Source organism: Streptomyces pristinaespiralis (assembly GCF_001278075.1).
Lineage (GTDB): Bacteria > Actinomycetota > Actinomycetes > Streptomycetales > Streptomycetaceae > Streptomyces > Streptomyces pristinaespiralis.
The window spans coordinates 3,457,714-3,474,305 of sequence record NZ_CP011340.1 but is presented as its reverse complement, the minus strand read 5'-3'; the positions used below and the strand labels follow the sequence as shown (position 1 = coordinate 3,474,305).

Sequence of the window (16,592 nt, the reverse complement as noted above, 5' to 3'; positions counted from 1 at the left end):
ATGGAACTCACCGCCCATTAGTGGCGGAAGGGGTACGTCATGAGCGAATGGACCGCGGCCTGGGCCGCCTCTCCCCAGATGCCCAGCACCGGCTTCACCCCGAACTGGTCCCAGGAAGGCTTCTCGGACGGGACCGTCCGCCAGATCGTGCGCGTCACAGCGGGCGGCGAGCGCCTGCGCATACGGCTCTCCAACGCCTACGGCACGTCCCCGCTGCACCTGACCGGGGCCACCGTCGCCCGCTCCGCCGGCGGCGCCGCGATCGAGGAGGGGTCCGTCCGGGAGCTCACCTTCGGCGGGGCGCGGTCCGCCGTGGTTCCCGCGCGGGCCGAACTGCGCAGCGACCCGGCGGACCTGGCCGTCGAGCGGCTCGGCTCCGTGACGGTCACGCTGTACTTCGCCGGCACGACCGGCCCCGTGACGTTCCACTCGCAGGCGTGGACGGACTCCTACCGGGCCGGCGGTGACCGCCGTGCCGACCTGTCCGGAGCGGCGTTCACCGACGTCACCGCGTCCTGGTACCACCTGGCCGGTGTGGAGGTCGCCGCCGGACGCACGGACGGGATCGTCCTGTTCGGGGACTCCGTCACGGACGGCTTCGGGTCGACGCCCGGAGCGGACCGCCGCTGGTCCGACGCGCTCGCCGAACTCACCGGCCGGCCCGTCCTCAACGCCGGCATCGGCGGCAACCTCCTGCTCAACGACTCGGCCTGGTACGGGGAGAGGGGAACCGCGCGGTTCCGCCGCGACGCCCTCTCGCAGCCCGGCGTCTCCACCGTCGTCGTCCTCGAAGGACTCAACGACATCGGCTTCAGCGAGGCCCCCGACGAGCCGACCTACAAGCCCGCTCCGGTCGTCGGCTCCGCGGAGGTCGTCGCGGGCCACCGGGAGCTGATCCGGCAGGCACGCGCCGCGGGCGTGCGGATCGTCGGCGCGACGCTGCTGCCGCTGGCCGGGTCCGACCACTGGGGCACGCACTCGGCGCGCGTCGTCCCCGAGGTCAACCACTGGATCCGCACGGGTGGCGAGTACGACGCCGTCGTCGACTTCGACCGGGCCCTCGCCGACCCCGCGGACCCGGCGCGTCTGCACCCCGCCTACGACTTCGGCGACCACCTCCACCCCGGCGACAAGGGCTATCAGGTCATGGCCGAGCTGCTGGCCGACGTGCTGTGAACAGCGAGGAGGCCGGGCCCGCACAGGGCCCGGCCTCCTCCGCTCACAGCGCTGTCACACGGGCCAGTAGCTGCGGGCCCACGCCCGCGGGCCGGGCAGCGGCCGGCTGCTGCGGGCGATGCGCGCCGGATCCGACCAGCCCTCCGGCGTCCGGGGTTCCCCGGCCGCGGCTCCGGCGCTCGCCGCGGCGCGGGCCTGGACCACCGCGAGTGCGGCGGCCAGCTCCTCGGGAGTCGGGTTTCCTCGTACGACCCTGATCATCGTCGCGTCCCTTCCTCGTGCCTCGGAGCCCCTACAGGGGGATGTTCCCGTGCTTCTTGGGCGGCAGACTTTCCCGCTTGGTGCGCAGCTGGCGCAGGCCCTTGACGATCTGTGCCCGGGTCTCGGACGGCATGATCACGGCGTCGATGTAGCCGCGTTCTGCGGCCGTGTACGGGTTGAGCAGGGCGTCCTCGTACTCCTGGATCAGCCGGGCGCGGGTGGCCTCCTGGTGCTCCGGGGCCTCGGCGGCGATGGTGCGGCGGTGCAGGATGTTCACCGCGCCCTGCGCGCCCATGACGGCGATCTGGGCGGTGGGCCACGCCAGGTTGAGGTCGGCGCCCAGGTGCTTGGAGCCCATGACGTCGTACGCGCCGCCGAACGCCTTACGGGTGATGACGGTGATCAGCGGGACCGTGGCCTCCGCGTACGCGTAGATCAGCTTGGCGCCGCGGCGGATGATGCCGCCGTACTCCTGGTCCACGCCGGGCAGGAAGCCGGGCACGTCGACGAAGGTCAGCACGGGCACGTTGAACGCGTCGCAGGTGCGCACGAATCGCGCGGCCTTCTCGGAGGCGTTGATGTCCAGGCAGCCGGCGAACTGCATCGGCTGGTTGGCGACGATGCCGACCGGGAAGCCCTCGACCCGGCCGAAGCCGGTGACGATGTTCGGCGCGAACAGCGCCTGGGTCTCCAGGAACTCGCCCTCGTCGAGGACGTGCTCGATCACGGTGCGGATGTCGTACGGCTGGTTCGCCGAGTCGGGGATGAGCGTGTCCAGCTCGCGGTCCTCCTCGCTGACCGCGGTGTCCGCCTCCTCCGGGAAGGACGGCGGCTCGGACAGGTTGTTGGACGGCAGGTACGACAGAAGGGACTTGACGTACTCGATCGCGTCCTTTTCGTTGCCCGACATGTGGTGCGCGACACCGGAGGTGGTGTTGTGGGTACGGGCGCCGCCCAGCTCCTCGAAGCCGACGTCCTCGCCGGTGACGGTCTTGATGACGTCGGGGCCGGTGATGAACATGTGCGAGGTCTGGTCGACCATCACCGTGAAGTCGGTGATCGCCGGCGAGTAGACCGCGCCGCCGGCGCAGGGGCCGACGACCAGCGAGATCTGGGGGATGACGCCGGAGGCGTGGGTGTTGCGGCGGAAGATCTCGCCGTACATGCCCAGCGCGCTGACACCCTCCTGGATGCGGGCGCCGCCGGAGTCGTTGATGCCGATGACCGGGCAGCCGGTCTTCAGCGCGAAGTCCATCACCTTGATGATCTTCTGTCCGAACACCTCGCCGAGAGCACCGCCGAAGACGGTGAAGTCCTGCGAGAAGACCGCGACGGGGCGGCCGTCGACCGTGCCGTAACCGGTGACGACACCGTCCCCGTACGGCCGTGTCTTCTCCAGCCCGAAGTTGGTCGAGCGGTGGCGGGCGAACTCGTCGAGCTCCACGAACGAGTCCTCGTCCAGCAGCAGCTCGATCCGCTCCCGGGCGGTCAACTTGCCCTTCGCATGCTGCTTTTCCACCGCGCGAGCGGAGCCGGCATGCGTCGCCTCTTCGATACGGCGCTGAAGATCCGCGATCTTTCCCGCGGTGGTGTGGCTGCTTGGATTCTGCGAGAGGGCGATTTCCGGCTCGGACATCGGGATGCGGCTCCCTGGCTGGTCACGGGGACGGCTTACGGGGACTGGCTTACCGGGGCGTGTTAACGATCGGTTGCTACTGACTCGTAGCGTATCGGCGCGGATACCGTTCGGCAGTGCGGCGTTGGCCACACCTAACCTGGCTTGCATGACGCCTCCCAATGCGCCCGAGAGCCGCTGGTCCGACCTCGAGCGGCCCCCTCTGAACGCCTCCGTCCTGCGCCGCGCCGTCGTCGTGCCGGGCGGTCTGTGGACCTCCCTGGACGTGGTGGCGTCCACCGGTTCCACCAACTCCGACCTGGCCGCACGGGCCGCCTCCCTGCCGGAAGGGGCGGTGCTCGTCGCGGAGGAGCAGACCGCGGGACGGGGCCGGCTGGACCGCACCTGGACCGCCCCCGCCCGCTCCGGCCTCTTCTTCTCCGTACTCCTGCGGCCCGGCGACGACGTGCCCGTGACGCGCTGGGGGTGGCTGCCGCTGCTCGCCGGTGTCGCCGCCGCGACGGCCCTTGCGCGGGCCGCGGGCACGGACATGTCCCTCAAATGGCCCAATGACCTGCTGGTCGTCGTAGGCGGAGAGGAACGCAAGGCGGGCGGCATCCTCGCGGAACGCGCCGGGGACGACGGCGTGGTGCTCGGCCTCGGCATCAACGTCTCCCTCCACGCCGACGAGCTGCCCGTCCCCACCTCCGGTTCCCTGGTCCTCGCCGACGCGGTGTCCACCGACCGTGACCCCCTGCTGCGGGCCGTACTGCGCTCCCTCGAGAAGTGGTACACCGCCTGGCGCACCGCCGGCGGCGACCCGGCCGCCTGCGGGCTCCAGGAGGCCTACGCGGCGGGCTGCGCCACCCTCGGCCGCGAAGTGCGCGCGGAGCTGCCCGGCGGCACGGACCTGACCGGCGAGGCGGTCGCCCTGGACGGCGACGGCAGGCTGGTCCTGGCCACGGCGGACGGCGAGCGGCACTCGGTGAGCGCGGGCGACATCGTGCACCTGCGGCCGGCGCGCTGACGCCCGCCGCACCGTCCCCCGCGGCCGCGGACGAACCTCCTCGGCCGCCGGGACGTGAGCTGGGGCACACCTGCCGTATCGTTGAGGCGATCGCGCGACAGATCGGCAGGGCATTGCGCAGGGAACGGGCAGGAGGCGGCTGGTGACCGTCGACGACACCACTTCCGGCGCGGGCGCGCAGCCGCCGTCGGACGGCTCTTCCGGCGCGTCCGCCTCCTCATCGGGGTCCTCGGGATCCGGGTCCGGGTCCTCCGGGTCGGTGCACCCGAAGCCCCACCACGAGGTCGACCACACGGCGGAGCCGTCGGACGACCCGCTGGCGATACGGCTGGAACAGCTGATCCTCGGCGCCGAGCGCCGCTACACCGCCTTCCAGGCGGCCCGCACCGCCGGAGTCTCCATGGAGCTCGCCGCCCGCTTCTGGCGGGCCATGGGCTTCGCCGACATCGGACAGGCCAAGGCCCTGACCGAGGCGGACGTGCTCGCCCTGCGCCGGCTCGCCGGCCTCGTCGAGGCCGGCCTGCTCAGCGAGCCGATGGCGGTCCAGGTCGCCCGTTCCACCGGACAGACCACCGCCCGGCTGGCCGACTGGCAGATCGACTCCTTCCTGGAAGGGCTCACCGAGCCGCCGGAGCCCGGCATGACCCGCACCGAAGTGACCTATCCGCTGGTCGAGCTGCTGCTGCCCGAGCTCGAGGAATTCCTCGTCTACGTCTGGCGACGGCAGCTGGCGGCGGCGACCGGCCGCGTCGTGCAGGCAGCGGACGACGAGGAGATGGTCGACCGCCGTCTCGCCGTCGGCTTCGCCGACCTGGTCGGCTTCACCCGGCTGACCCGCCGCCTGGAGGAGGAGGAACTCGGCGAGCTCGTCGAATCCTTCGAGACCACGTGCGCGGACCTGGTCGCCGCCCACAGCGGCAGGCTCATCAAGACCCTCGGCGACGAGGTGCTGTACGCGGCGGACGACGCCGGCACGGCGGCCGAGATCGCCCTGCGGCTCATCGAGACGATGACGGACGACGAGTCGATGCCGGCGCTCCGGGTCGGCATCGCCTTCGGCACGGTCACCACGCGCATGGGCGACGTCTTCGGCACGACGGTGAACCTGGCGAGCCGGCTGACGTCGATAGCCCCGAAGGACGCCGTACTGGTCGACGGGGCGTTCGCCGAGGAAGTGATCAGGACTGGGGACGCGCCGGCCTCCGAGGCGGAGGCGGCGGAAGAAGCGGTCAAGGCGGAGAAGGAGGGCCGCGAGGTCCCCACGTACCGCTTCGCGCTCCAGCCGATGTGGCAGCGGCCGGTGCGAGGCCTGGGCGTGGTGGAGCCGTGGCTGCTCTCGCGCCGGCCGTCCTGACAAGTTGCCGCGCCCTGCCCGTCGCCCCCTACGGGCCCGGCGGCGACCCCTGCACCGGCCCCCCGCCCGCCCCCCGCACCCCCTGCCTGCACACCCTGGCGCCCCCGCGCCTCGAATGCCGGCGGGGCCGGACATCGCCCCCGCGCCTTGAGCTCTGGCGGGGTCGAAGGCAGCCGCCGCATTTCGAAAACCGGCGGGGCCGGATGCCGGTCGGCGGCGTTTTCAGCCCGTCCGGCGTTCGAGGACACCTCGCGGAGCGCGGTACGGGGTCCGGGGGCTGCCCCGGCTCGGGGAGGGGCGGGGTGGGGAACGAGCCACCCGCAGCGGTCGCGGCGAGCGCGCCCCTATGATCCCGGTGAACCATCGTTAACCGGGAGGGTGCCCCATGTCCGAGTCCGAGCAGCGGTTCGGGGAGTTCGTCGTCGTACGCAGGCATGAGCAGGGCCACGTCGCCGAGCTCGTCCTCGATCGCCCCAAGGCCATGAACGCGGTGTCCACCGAGATGGCCCGCTCCATCGGGGAGGCCTGCGACGCGCTCGCGGCGGACCGGGACGTGCGGGTGACCGTCGTCGCGTCGAGCAGTGAGCGTGCCTTCTGCGTGGGCGCCGACCTGAAGGAGCGCAACTCCTTCTCCGACGCCGACCTGGTGCGCCAGCGGCCCACGGCCCGGCGTGCGTACACCGGTGTGCTGGAGCTGCCGATGCCGACCGTCGCCGCCGTGCACGGGTTCGCGCTCGGCGGTGGCTTCGAGCTGGCGCTGTCCTGCGACGTGATCGTCGCCGACGCGACCGCGCTCGTGGGGCTGCCCGAGGTGTCTGTGGGCGTCATCCCCGGTGGGGGCGGTACGCAACTGCTGCCCCGCCGCGTGGGGGCCGCCCGCGCCGCCGAGCTCGTCTTCACGGCGCGGCGCGTCGAGGCCGCCGAGGCGCGGGAGTTGGGGCTCGTCGACATCCTCGCGGAGGACGCCCGCGCCGAGGCGCTCGCGCTTGCCGCCCGTATCGCGGTGAACTCCCCGGTCGGGTTGCGCAACGCGAAGAAGGCCATGCGGCTCGGTCAGGGGCTCGACCTGCGCGCCGGGCTCGAGGTCGAGGACGCGGCGTGGCGGGCGACCGCGTTCTCCGGGGACCGCGCGGAGGGTGTCGCGGCCTTCAACGAGAAGCGGAAGCCGCAGTGGCCCGGCGAGTGAGCGGGGTGCCGGTCGCCCGGCCGCTCCACGTACCGGGTCACCAGATCTGATCAAATCGTCCGAAACCTCCCTAAGCTGGGTGGATGGCTGTGGATGGGCGGTTGCGAGCCGTGGTGGCGCTGGCGCAGGCGATGGCCGCGGCCACGACCCCGCGTGAGTCCTGGCGGGCGGCGGCCCTCGGTGCGTGCGGCGCGCTCTCCGGGTCGTTCGCGGCCCTGTCCATGTGGGAGCGCGAGCGCGGGCGGCTGAGGGTGCTGGTCAACGCGGGCGAACGCGCGCCGGACGAGGAGGAGTTCCCGGAGTCGGAGACCTACCCGGTGAACCGTTTCCCCGAGATCACCGAGTTCCTGCACGAACGCTGGGCGGGCGGCGGCGAGTGGGGGTCCCATCCACGCGCGGAGCGCTGTGGGGGAGCGTGGGTGGAGACGGCGCAGGGTCCCGTGACGCCCGGGCACGGCTACTGCCATCAGCGGGTGGCGGCGCTGCGCCGGCGCGGCCGGGGCTGCTGCGTCGTCGCGCCGATCGTGCTGCACGGCATGGCGTGGGGCGAGCTGTACGTGGCCAGGCCGGAAGCGGCGCCCGTGTTCGACAGGGAGGACGCCGACTTCGCGACCGTCCTGGCGTCGGTCGTGGCCGCGGGCATCGCGCAGACGGAGCGGCTGGAGGAGGTCCGCAGGCTCGCGTTCACCGACCCGCTCACCGGCCTCGCCAACCGCCGCGCGGTCGACACCCGGCTCGACGAGGCGCTCGAGCAGCACCGGGCGGACGGCTCCGTGGTCAGTCTGGTGGTGTGCGACGTCAACGGGCTCAAGCGGGTGAACGACACCCAGGGGCACGCGGTCGGTGACCGGCTGCTGGAACGGTTCGGCTCCGTCCTGTCCCTGTGCGGGGCGATGCTGCCGGGCACCCTGGCGGCCCGGCTCGGCGGCGACGAGTTCTGCCTGGTCACGGTGGGGCCGAGCGCCGACGAGGTGGTCGGCGTGTCCGAGGACCTGTGCGTACGGGCGAAGGAGCTGGAGCTCGGGGAGGGCGTCGCGTGCGGCGTCGCGTCGACCGGTGACCCGATCGGTGAGGTGCGGTCGGCCCGGCGGCTCTTCCGGCTGGCGGACGCGGCGCAGTACCGGGCCAAGGCCGCACGCTCCCCGAATCCGGTGGTCGCCGGGCGGGACGGCACGGTGATGCGGCTGGCGGACTCGCCGCCCCGGTCCGCTCAGGACCGCCGCCGTTTCCGGGACGCCCGTCCGGAAGTGGAGGAGGACGACGAGCCGTGGAGCGAGCCGTGACGGCCCGCAGGCCGTGACCAGCTTGTAAGGGGCCGGACCGCCCACCGGTGGTGACAGGTTTGGATTCAATCCGTACGCTGCTGAATATGGATATGCAAACAGTCGTGGTGGGGACGTCCGGTACCACCGCCGATGACGTCATCGCCGTGGCCCGCCACGGCGCCCGGATCGAGCTCTCCGACGAGGCCGTCGCGGCCCTCGCCGCCGCCCGCGGGATCGTGGACGCGCTGGCCGCCAAGCCCGAGCCCGTCTACGGCGTCTCCACCGGATTCGGCGCCCTCGCCACCCGCCACATCAGTCCCGAGTTGCGTGCCCAGTTGCAGCGCAACATCGTCCGCTCGCACGCCGCGGGCATGGGCCCGCGCGTCGAGCGCGAGGTCGTGCGCGCGCTGATGTTCCTGCGCCTGAAGACCGTCTGCTCCGGCCGCACCGGCGTACGCCCAGAGGTCGCCCGGACCATGGCCGACGTGCTGAACGCGGGCATCACGCCCGTGGTCCACGAGTACGGCTCCCTCGGCTGCTCGGGCGACCTCGCGCCGCTGTCCCACTGCGCCCTGGCCCTCATGGGCGAAGGCGACGCCGAGGGCCCCGACGGCTCCGTACGCCCCGCCGGCGAACTGCTCGCGGAGCACGGCATCGCGCCCGTCGAGCTCCGTGAGAAGGAGGGCCTCGCCCTCCTGAACGGCACCGACGGCATGCTCGGCATGCTGGTCATGGCACTCGCCGACCTCGACCGCCTCTACAAGTCGGCCGACATCACCGCAGCCCTGACGCTCGAGGCACTGCTCGGCACCGAGAAGGTCCTCGCCCCCGAGCTGCACGCCATCCGCCCCCACCCGGGCCAGGGCGCCGCCGCCGCCAACATGCTCGCCGTCCTCGAGGGCTCGGGCCTCACCGGCCACTTCCAGGAGGAGGAGGCCCCCCGCGTCCAGGACGCGTACTCGGTCCGCTGCGCCCCGCAGGTCGCCGGCGCCGGCCGGGACACCATGGCGCACGCCCGCCTGGTCGCCGACCGCGAGCTCGCCTCCGCCGTCGACAACCCGGTGGTCCTGCCCGACGGCCGCGTCGAGTCCAACGGCAACTTCCACGGCGCGCCCGTCGCCTACGTCCTGGACTTCCTGGCCATCGCCGCCGCCGACCTCGGCTCCATCGCCGAGCGCCGCACCGACCGGCTCCTCGACAAGAACCGCAGCCACGGTCTGCCGCCGTTCCTCGCCGACGACGCCGGTGTCGACTCGGGCCTGATGATCGCCCAGTACACGCAGGCCGCGCTGGTCAGCGAGCTGAAGCGGCTCGCCGTCCCCGCCTCCGCCGACTCCATCCCGTCCTCCGCCATGCAGGAGGACCACGTCTCCATGGGCTGGTCGGCCGCCCGCAAGCTGCGCACCGCCGTCGACAACCTGACGCGCGTCATCGCCGTCGAGCTGTACGCGGCGACCCGCGCCATAGAGCTGCGCCGCCACCTCACCCCGGCCCCGGCCTCGCGGGCCGCCATCGAGGCGCTGCGCGCGGCGGGGGTCGAGGGCCCCGGCCCGGACCGGTTCCTCGCCCCGGACCTGGCCGCGGCGGACGCGTTCGTACGGGACGGACGGCTCGTCGCCGCCGTGGAGAAGGTCACCGGTCCGCTCGCCTGACCTCCAGCGACACCGAGGCCGCCCCCGCCGTACCGGTGGGGGCGGCCTCGTCGCGTGGGTGGCGGGTCAGGCGGTGCCGGGGTGACGCCGGCGCATCGAGTACGCGACGAAGCCCGCCCCGATGCCCAGGGACAGGGTGCCCCCGATCACGTACGGAGTGGTGTCCACGCTGCCCGTCTGCGCCAGCAGGAGCTCCTCGCCGGCCGCCCCGGCCGCAGCCCCGGAACGGGAGCCGCCGGACTCCTGCGCGGCCTGTCTCTCGGCGGTGGCGTTCGCCGAAGGGACGAACCACAGCGCACACAGCAGGGTCCCTGCGGCTGTGGCGGTGAGCAGCGGTCGACGTGCGACGGACACGAAGTCGATCCCCCTTGAGGCATCCTCGAATTGGCCGGTGGGGCGATGCTAGTGAAAGCAGCGGGTCGTGGGAAAGCCGCGGCCCGAAGGGCCATACCCTCCGTCGTATGACCACCTCTGAGACATCACGCTATGTGCGCCTGCGAGTGGAATTGGTGATCGAGGTCGACGACTCCGGGGCACTGACCGGGGCGGCGCTGGAGCGGATCGCCGCCGACGAGTTCATGCCCGACGACGAGCGGACACACGCCCAGTCCGCGGTGCGCGAGGAGGAGGCGGAGGCCCTCGCGTACCTGGTGGACCCCTTCGACCTGGTCAGCGAGGTGCCCGGGATCGAGCTGGCCCAGGCGTCGTGGAGCTGCGAGCAGATCGATTACGACCCGGACTCCGCCGACTGGGAGCTCGACATGGACGAGGACGAAATCGATGGTTACGAAGCGGGCCCGGACGGTTACCCGGTGCTGGAGGACGGCCGGGGCGCCGAGGGTGAAGGTGACGACGACACCGGCCGGTGGCCGTAACGGGACCGGGAAGTGACCTGTTACATGCTTCGGGCCCGGCCCGCGAGGGCAGGCGCCCTCCCGTACTCCCGCCCGGGCTTCCCGGGCCGGAGCGCGGGGGCGACAATCGAATGACGAAGCCGGACCGGGAACGGTGCAACCGATGAGGCGGATGCAGCGTCGATCAGTTCGGTGGGAGGTGCACCCGGCGGAGGAGTGTCCGGCGGGAGCACCGGTGAGGTGTTGTTCCCCACATCGTGCACCGATGTGGAACCGGATGACCTGAAATGGGGGTTGTCCACAGTGGTTGATCAGGGGACTCGGCAACGATGGAGACGCGTGTGATGACGGACAGCAAGCGGCGCAGCGGATGGAAGATCGCATCCGCGCTGCTCGGGGGCGTGCTGGCCCTGTCGGCCTGCAGCGGCGGCGGGGAAGAGAAGGACGCGGCTGCCGGGACCTCGAAGACGTCACAGGCGCAGATCGACGAGGCCGCCGCCAAGGAGGTCTCCAAGGCGCGAATAGCGATCTCGCCGAAGAACGGCACGACCAACGCGAGCATCAACAACGCGGCCAAGGTCACCGTCACCGACGGCACCCTGTCCGAGGTCACGATGACGACCGCCGACGGCACCGCCGTTGCCGGAACCCTCGCCGCCGACGGCAAGAGCTGGAAGCCCGACGCCCAGCTGGAGCGCTCGACCACGTACAAGATCTCCGCCACGGCCAAGGACGCCGACGGCCTCGAGGCCCACGAGAACGCGTCGTTCACGACCGTCTCGCCGGCCAACAGCTTCATCGGCAACTTCACGCCGGAGGACGGCTCCACCGTCGGCGTCGGCATGCCCGTGTCGATCAACTTCAACAAGGCGATCACGGACCGCAAGGCCGTCCAGTCCAAGATCACCGTGACGTCCAGCAGCGGCCAGGAGGTCGTCGGCCACTGGTTCAACAGCCAGCGCCTCGACTTCCGCCCCGAGCAGTACTGGGCAGAGGGCTCGACCGTCACCATGAAGCTCGAGCTCGACGGCGTCGAGGGCGCCGACGGCGTCTACGGCGTGCAGCAGAAGACGGTCACCTTCAAGATCGGCCGCAACCAGGTCTCCACCGTCGACGCCGCCAGCAAGATCATGACGGTCACGCAGGACGGCAAGACGATCAAGACCATCCCGATCTCCGCCGGCTCCTCCGAGAACCCGACCTACAACGGTCAGATGGTGATCTCCGAGAAGTTCAAGGAGACCCGGATGAACGGTGCGACGGTCGGCTTCACCGACGACGACGGCAAGGGCGAGTACGACATCAAGGACGTCCCGCACGCCATGCGGCTGTCCACGTCGGGCACGTTCATCCACGGCAACTACTGGGGACCCGACTCCGTCTTCGGCAGCGCCAACACCAGCCACGGCTGCGTGGGCCTGAACGACGTCAAGGGCGCCGGCGACGCCAAGCAGCCCGCCGCCTGGTTCTACAACAGCTCGATCATCGGTGACGTCGTCATCGTCAAGAACTCCAAGGACACCACCATCAAGCCGGACAACGGCCTGAACGGCTGGAACATGGACTGGGCGCAGTGGAAGGCCGGCTCCGCCGTCTGACCCGCCCGTGACACCTGACGGTGGCGGCACCCGCGAGGGGGCCGCCACCGTCGTCGTTTTCCGGCCGCCCGCGCGGGCGGCGGTCGAAATTCCCGAGCGGCCCCGTGGGAGCGGGACGTACTGTCCCCGGCATGACGATCGCCCCCCTCCCCACGCCGCCCTCCGACTCCGCCGTGGACGCCTGGCACACCGTGGTCCGCGCCGCGCACCTCCACGACCTTCCCGGGCACGTGCCCCCGCCGGGCCGGGTGGAGACCGAGGGGAAGCTGCGGACCTCGTCGGTGAACGGCCGGACCGTCCACCACGTGGCCGTGGCGGCCGACGGCTCGTACGACGGCGTGGCCTCGGTGGTGCTCTTCGGTGACGGGAACAATCAGCACACCGCGTTCCTCGACCAGTTGGCCGTCCACCCGAGGGCCAGACGCCGCGGGGTCGGGACCCTGCTCTGGGCGGCCGTACGCGACGATCTCGCCGCGGACGGCCGCACCTCCGTCTCCACGATGATCGAACTCGACGGGCCCGGCGAGCGGTTCGCCTCCCGCCACGGCTTCGACAACGCCCTTCGGATGGCCTGGTACGTGCAGAAGCTCGAGGACGCGCCGGACGCCCACGCGGTGCGGCCCACCCTCCCTGACGGGTACGCCTACGCCCACTGGACCGGTGTCGTGCCCGACGGGCTCGCCGACGCCTTCGCCGGGGCCCACAACGCCATGGAGGACGCGCCGATGGGGGACGTGGACCAGTCCGTGCCCAAGTGGGACGCGGCACGGGTACGGGCCGCCGCCCGCGTGATCGAGGACCGCGGCGGCGTCATACTCTCCGCGGCCGTCGTGCACACGGCCGACGGCGCCGACACCGTCGCCGCCTACACCGAACTGGTGCTGCGCGACCCGTCCGACGTCCGGGCCATGCAGTACGACACGGTCGTCGTGCCCGCTCACCGGGGCCGCGGTCTCGGCCTGGCCGTCAAGCGCCACATGATGGGCGTCGTGGCCACCGAGTGGCCCGCCGTACGCGAGACGGCCACGACCGTCGCCGACGACAACGGCCCGATGCTGAAGGTCAACGAACAGCTCGGCTACCGGCGCGAACGTGAGATCGCGTACTTCCAGACCAAGCTGTGAGCGCTCCGGCCCCGGCCCCTTACCCGGCAGGTAATCGCCAGGCGCGCCCTCTCCCGGCAGGCTGGAGGCACATCGAGCCGCCGATCCACGGGAGGACACCATGACCGCGTACGCCGTCGGCAACCTGCAGCCCGCCGCCCGCCTCGATGACGAGGTCCTCGACTACATGGAGCGCATCCAGTCGACCCTCGACCCCTACGAAGGCCGCTTCCTCGTCCACGGCGCGACCCTCGAGGTACGCGAGGGCGAGTGGCCCGGCGCGCTGGTCGTCATCGGCTTCCCGACGCTGCGTCAGGCGCGCGACTGGTACGAGTCGCCCGCCTACCAGGAGCTGATACCGCTGCGCACCCGCCACATGGCGGGCGACATCATCCTCGTCGACGGAGTCGCCCCCGGATACGACGCCTCGGCCACGGCGGCCCGCCTGCGCCAGGCGCAGGAGGCGGTCTCCTGACCGCCGGCCCGTCCAAACCGTGCCGGGCACGGCCGAGACGGCGGCCCGCCGAACCGCGAACCGCCGCGGGCGTCCGGGACGACCCGCGGCAGCCGCCTGACACGGGCCGGGTCACGCCGGGTTTCGCCCCTGGCGCAACCGCTCCTGCTCCACAGCGCGTTGCGGCGCTTCTACGCTGGACGGGTGAGCAGCCACGAGACGAACCGAGCCCGTGTCGTTCCCCTGCGCCCGGCCGCGGCACCCGCCCCCGGCGGGCCGGTACCGGCACCGGGGCAGGCGCCCAGGGAGCCGCTGTGGCGGGATGTCGTCGGCGCGGTCCTGCGCCGTGAGCGGCTGGCGCAGGACCGCACCCTGAAGGACGTGGCGGACGCCGCCCGGATCTCGGTGCCCTACCTCTCCGAGCTCGAACGCGGCCGCAAGGAGGCATCCTCCGAGATCCTCGCCGCCACCGCGCACGCCCTCGGCTTCGGCCTCGCGGACCTGCTGGCCCTGTCCCACCGCGAGCTCGTCCGCCCGGCCCGCTCCACCACGGCCCGCTCCACCACGGCCCGGTTCGGCCGGACCGTGGGGGCGGCACGGCAGGGCGACGTGCGCCTCGCCGCGTGACCGTCAGGGCAGGCAGCGGCGGCGGCTGCTGACGGCCGGTCAGGAGGAGGCGGTGCCTCCGTCCTGGCCGGCGGTGCCACCGTGCTCCACCGCGCGGCCGGCGCGGAGCTCCAGCCGGTCGCCGGTGAACGCGTCGCAGAAGCGCCGGTCGTGGGACACCGCGACCACGGCGCCCTCGTACGCCGCCAGCGCCTCCTCCAGCTCCTCCATCAGGTCGGGCGCCATGTGGTTCGTCGGCTCGTCCAGAACGAGCAGATCGGCCGGTGACGCCAGCAGGCGGGCCAGTTGGAGCCGCCGCTGCTGACCCACGGACAGCGCGGGGACCGGTACGTCCAGATCCACCTCGCGGAACAGGCCCAGGCCGAGCAACTCGTCGGCGAACTCCTCCGGCGGACCCGGCCGGCCCGCCGCATAGGCCGACAGCAGCGGTCCGCGGGGCGGGGCCGCGGGCAGCTCCTGCGCGAGATGGCAGATCGTGACCCGCTCCCCGTGCCGCACCGTGCCCTCGTCCGGGCGCAGTTCCCCGGCGAGCACCCGCAGCAGTGTCGTCTTGCCCGCGCCGTTCGGGCCGGTCACCAGCAGCCGCTGCCCCGGCTCCAGCCGCAGACCCGCGAGCCGCAGCCGGTCACCGACCCCGATGTCCGTGAGCTCGGCGAGCAGCCCCGAGCGGCCCGACGTGCGCGGCCGTGCGGTGAACCGCAGCGGCGGCACCGGCGCGGCGACCGGCTCCCGCTCGAGCCGTTCGAGACGCTGCCGTGCCGCCCTGACCCGGCCCGACAGCTTCGCCTCGTGCGACCGGCGGTGCTTGCCGAAGCCCTGACGCGGATCCTTCCCCGTCGCCGCCAGGCGCTGTCCCGAAGCCGCCACCAGCTCCCGCGTACGCGCCAGTTCGTCCAGCCACTGTTCGTACTCCTGCTCCCGGCGGCGGCGGGCGGCGGCCTTCGCCGCCCGGTGGCCCGCCCAGCCGTCGCCGTGGCGGTGAACGGCGCGGGTGTCGCGGTCGACCTCGAGGATCGTGGTGGCGACCCGTTCGAGGAAGGCCCGGTCGTGGGTGACGGCCACCACCGTGCCGCGGTGGCCGCGCAGCTGCTCCTCGAGCCATTCGGTGGCCTGCCGGTCCAGATGGTTGGTCGGCTCGTCGAGGAGCAGCAGTTCGGGGGAGGCGGCCAGCACACACGCCAGGGAGAGCCGTGACTGCTCCCCGCCGGAGAGGGAGCCGAGCCGCCGCCCGGGCGGCAGCCCGCCCAGGCCGAGCGCGTGCAGGGCGGCGTCGGTCCGTGCGTCGGCCTCGTAGCCGCCGCGCTCCTCGAAGGCCGTGAGCAGTTCCCCGTAGGCGGCGAGTCCGTCCTCGTCCGCGTCGGCGAGGGACGCCTCCGCCTGCCGCATCCTCCGTTCGAGGTCGCGCAGTTCGGCGAGCGCCGTGTCGACGGCGTCCCCGACGGTGTGGCCGGGGCCGAGCCCGAGCGTCCGCTCGAGGGTCTGGTCGAGATGCCCGGTGCCGCCGGGCGCGCTGATCGTGATCACACCGGTGTCGGGTGCCTCCTCACCGGCCATGAGCCGCAGAAGTGTCGACTTGCCGGAGCCGTTCTCACCGATGACGCAGGCGCGTTCACCGGGCCGCACGGTCAGCGACACCTGATCGAGGACGGCACGGCCGTCGTAGGCCTTGGAGACGTCTTTCATGGTCAGTCGGGCGCGTTCGCGCATGGTCTTTCCCTGGGTGACAGGCCCGCCCGGCGGCATGGGCGCAGTGCGCCTGCGGGCATGCCGGGGCAGGGCCGGGTGCTGTCGGACGGACGCGGGAGGGACGTCAGCGGAGTCCTACGACTCGCACGCTGCGTCCGCGTCCGGAATCAGAGAAAGAAGTAGTGCTTGTGCGAACCCATACGTCCAGTCTGCCATCACCGTCGCGGCGGCCGGGACCGAGGACGGCGGCGGCCGCCGGCCGCCGGATCCCGTGGCGGTGCGCTGTCACATCCCCGCCCTCCGGCGGGTCATGGCAGTGACGTACGCAAGACCCGGCCGGAGCGACCCGCTCCGGCGCCCGCCCGAGGGGAGCATCCGTGATGTCCACCGCCCAAGCCGTCGTCACCGTCCTGGCCGCCGCCATGGTGGGATTCTCGGCCGTCTCCGTCTTCCTGCGCACCCAATGGGTCGTGCGGCCCATGGCCGACTACGGCGTCCCCATGACCTGGCTGCCCTGGCTCGGCACGGCCAAGGCGGCCGGGGCCGTGGGCCTGCTCGCGGGCCTGTTCGTGCCGGTCGTCGGCGTCCTGGCCGGGGCCGGGCTGGTGCTGTACTTCACCGGGGCCGTCGCCACCGTGGTCCGGGCGCGCTGGTACGCGCACATCCCGTTCCCGCTGGTGTACGCGGCCCCGGTGGTCGCGGCACTGGCACTCGGGCAGGCCGCCTGAAGGGTC

General features: G+C 72.5%; 16 protein-coding genes. 12 read left to right on the top strand and 4 right to left on the bottom strand.

Going from position 1 to position 16,592, the window contains the following annotated elements:
* Positions 1 to 39: 39 nt before the first annotated feature.
* Positions 40 to 1,176: an SGNH/GDSL hydrolase family protein gene (locus SPRI_RS14465; RefSeq protein WP_053556991.1), complete on the top strand. Its 1,137-nt coding sequence runs from the start codon at positions 40 to 42 to the stop codon at positions 1,174 to 1,176.
* A 54-nt stretch (positions 1,177 to 1,230) separates the two neighbouring features.
* Here the strand turns inward: SPRI_RS14465 and SPRI_RS14460 are convergent, their stop codons facing one another.
* Both SPRI_RS14460 and SPRI_RS14455 read right to left on the bottom strand, forming a co-directional pair.
* Positions 1,231 to 1,437, bottom strand: a complete 207-nt coding sequence (locus SPRI_RS14460) for an acyl-CoA carboxylase epsilon subunit (protein WP_037773897.1) — start codon at positions 1,435 to 1,437, stop codon at positions 1,231 to 1,233.
* Between the two features lie 31 nt (positions 1,438 to 1,468).
* Positions 1,469 to 3,073, bottom strand: coding sequence for an acyl-CoA carboxylase subunit beta (locus tag SPRI_RS14455; RefSeq protein ID WP_005312901.1), 1,605 nt, complete (start codon positions 3,071 to 3,073; stop codon positions 1,469 to 1,471).
* Between the two features lie 148 nt (positions 3,074 to 3,221).
* On the opposite strand from SPRI_RS14455, the gene SPRI_RS14450 reads away from it, so the two are divergent.
* From SPRI_RS14450 to hutH, 5 genes are all read left to right on the top strand, one after another.
* Positions 3,222 to 4,079, top strand: a complete 858-nt coding sequence (locus SPRI_RS14450; RefSeq protein ID WP_037773896.1) for a biotin--[acetyl-CoA-carboxylase] ligase — start codon at positions 3,222 to 3,224, stop codon at positions 4,077 to 4,079.
* A 142-nt stretch (positions 4,080 to 4,221) separates the two neighbouring features.
* On the top strand, positions 4,222 to 5,433 hold the full coding sequence (locus SPRI_RS14445; RefSeq protein ID WP_053556990.1) for an adenylate/guanylate cyclase domain-containing protein: 1,212 nt from the start codon (positions 4,222 to 4,224) through the stop codon (positions 5,431 to 5,433).
* Positions 5,434 to 5,818: 385 nt separating this feature from the next.
* A complete protein-coding gene (locus SPRI_RS14440) occupies positions 5,819 to 6,619 on the top strand; it encodes an enoyl-CoA hydratase/isomerase family protein (protein WP_005312894.1) in 801 nt (266 codons plus the stop codon).
* Positions 6,620 to 6,702: 83 nt separating this feature from the next.
* Entirely contained in the window at positions 6,703 to 7,902 is a 1,200-nt protein-coding gene (locus SPRI_RS14435; RefSeq protein WP_037773894.1) for a sensor domain-containing diguanylate cyclase, read from the top strand.
* A gap of 92 nt (positions 7,903 to 7,994) precedes the next feature.
* Complete coding sequence (hutH, locus tag SPRI_RS14430) at positions 7,995 to 9,536, top strand: histidine ammonia-lyase (RefSeq protein WP_005312890.1); 1,542 nt, start codon at positions 7,995 to 7,997, stop codon at positions 9,534 to 9,536.
* Between the two features lie 66 nt (positions 9,537 to 9,602).
* Here hutH and SPRI_RS14425 read toward each other — a convergent pair whose 3' ends face one another.
* Positions 9,603 to 9,890: an LPXTG cell wall anchor domain-containing protein gene (locus SPRI_RS14425; protein WP_005312888.1), complete on the bottom strand. Its 288-nt coding sequence runs from the start codon at positions 9,888 to 9,890 to the stop codon at positions 9,603 to 9,605.
* 107 nt (positions 9,891 to 9,997) lie between these two features.
* On the opposite strand from SPRI_RS14425, the gene SPRI_RS14420 reads away from it, so the two are divergent.
* The 5 genes from SPRI_RS14420 to SPRI_RS14400 all read left to right on the top strand — a co-directional run bounded on the left by SPRI_RS14420 (position 9,998) and on the right by SPRI_RS14400 (position 14,172).
* Complete coding sequence (locus SPRI_RS14420; RefSeq protein WP_182327750.1) at positions 9,998 to 10,411, top strand: hypothetical protein; 414 nt, start codon at positions 9,998 to 10,000, stop codon at positions 10,409 to 10,411.
* A 308-nt stretch (positions 10,412 to 10,719) separates the two neighbouring features.
* On the top strand, positions 10,720 to 11,988 hold the full coding sequence (locus tag SPRI_RS14415) for a L,D-transpeptidase (protein WP_037773893.1): 1,269 nt from the start codon (positions 10,720 to 10,722) through the stop codon (positions 11,986 to 11,988).
* A 131-nt stretch (positions 11,989 to 12,119) separates the two neighbouring features.
* Positions 12,120 to 13,112 carry a GNAT family N-acetyltransferase gene (locus SPRI_RS14410; RefSeq protein WP_005312877.1) on the top strand — a complete coding sequence of 331 codons (993 nt, stop codon included), beginning with the start codon at positions 12,120 to 12,122 and terminating at the stop codon, positions 13,110 to 13,112.
* A 100-nt stretch (positions 13,113 to 13,212) separates the two neighbouring features.
* Positions 13,213 to 13,566 (top strand): DUF1330 domain-containing protein, encoded by a 354-nt coding sequence (locus SPRI_RS14405; RefSeq protein WP_005312874.1) that lies wholly within the window; start codon positions 13,213 to 13,215, stop codon positions 13,564 to 13,566.
* Positions 13,567 to 13,749: 183 nt separating this feature from the next.
* On the top strand, positions 13,750 to 14,172 hold the full coding sequence (locus SPRI_RS14400) for a helix-turn-helix domain-containing protein (protein WP_037773892.1): 423 nt from the start codon (positions 13,750 to 13,752) through the stop codon (positions 14,170 to 14,172).
* Between the two features lie 39 nt (positions 14,173 to 14,211).
* Here SPRI_RS14400 and abc-f read toward each other — a convergent pair whose 3' ends face one another.
* Positions 14,212 to 15,879 carry a ribosomal protection-like ABC-F family protein gene (abc-f, locus tag SPRI_RS14395; RefSeq protein WP_053556989.1) on the bottom strand — a complete coding sequence of 556 codons (1,668 nt, stop codon included), beginning with the start codon at positions 15,877 to 15,879 and terminating at the stop codon, positions 14,212 to 14,214.
* Positions 15,880 to 16,238: 359 nt separating this feature from the next.
* Between abc-f and SPRI_RS14390 the strand changes: the two genes are divergently transcribed.
* Complete coding sequence (locus SPRI_RS14390; RefSeq protein WP_037773891.1) at positions 16,239 to 16,586, top strand: DoxX family protein; 348 nt, start codon at positions 16,239 to 16,241, stop codon at positions 16,584 to 16,586.
* Positions 16,587 to 16,592: the final 6 nt, after the last annotated feature.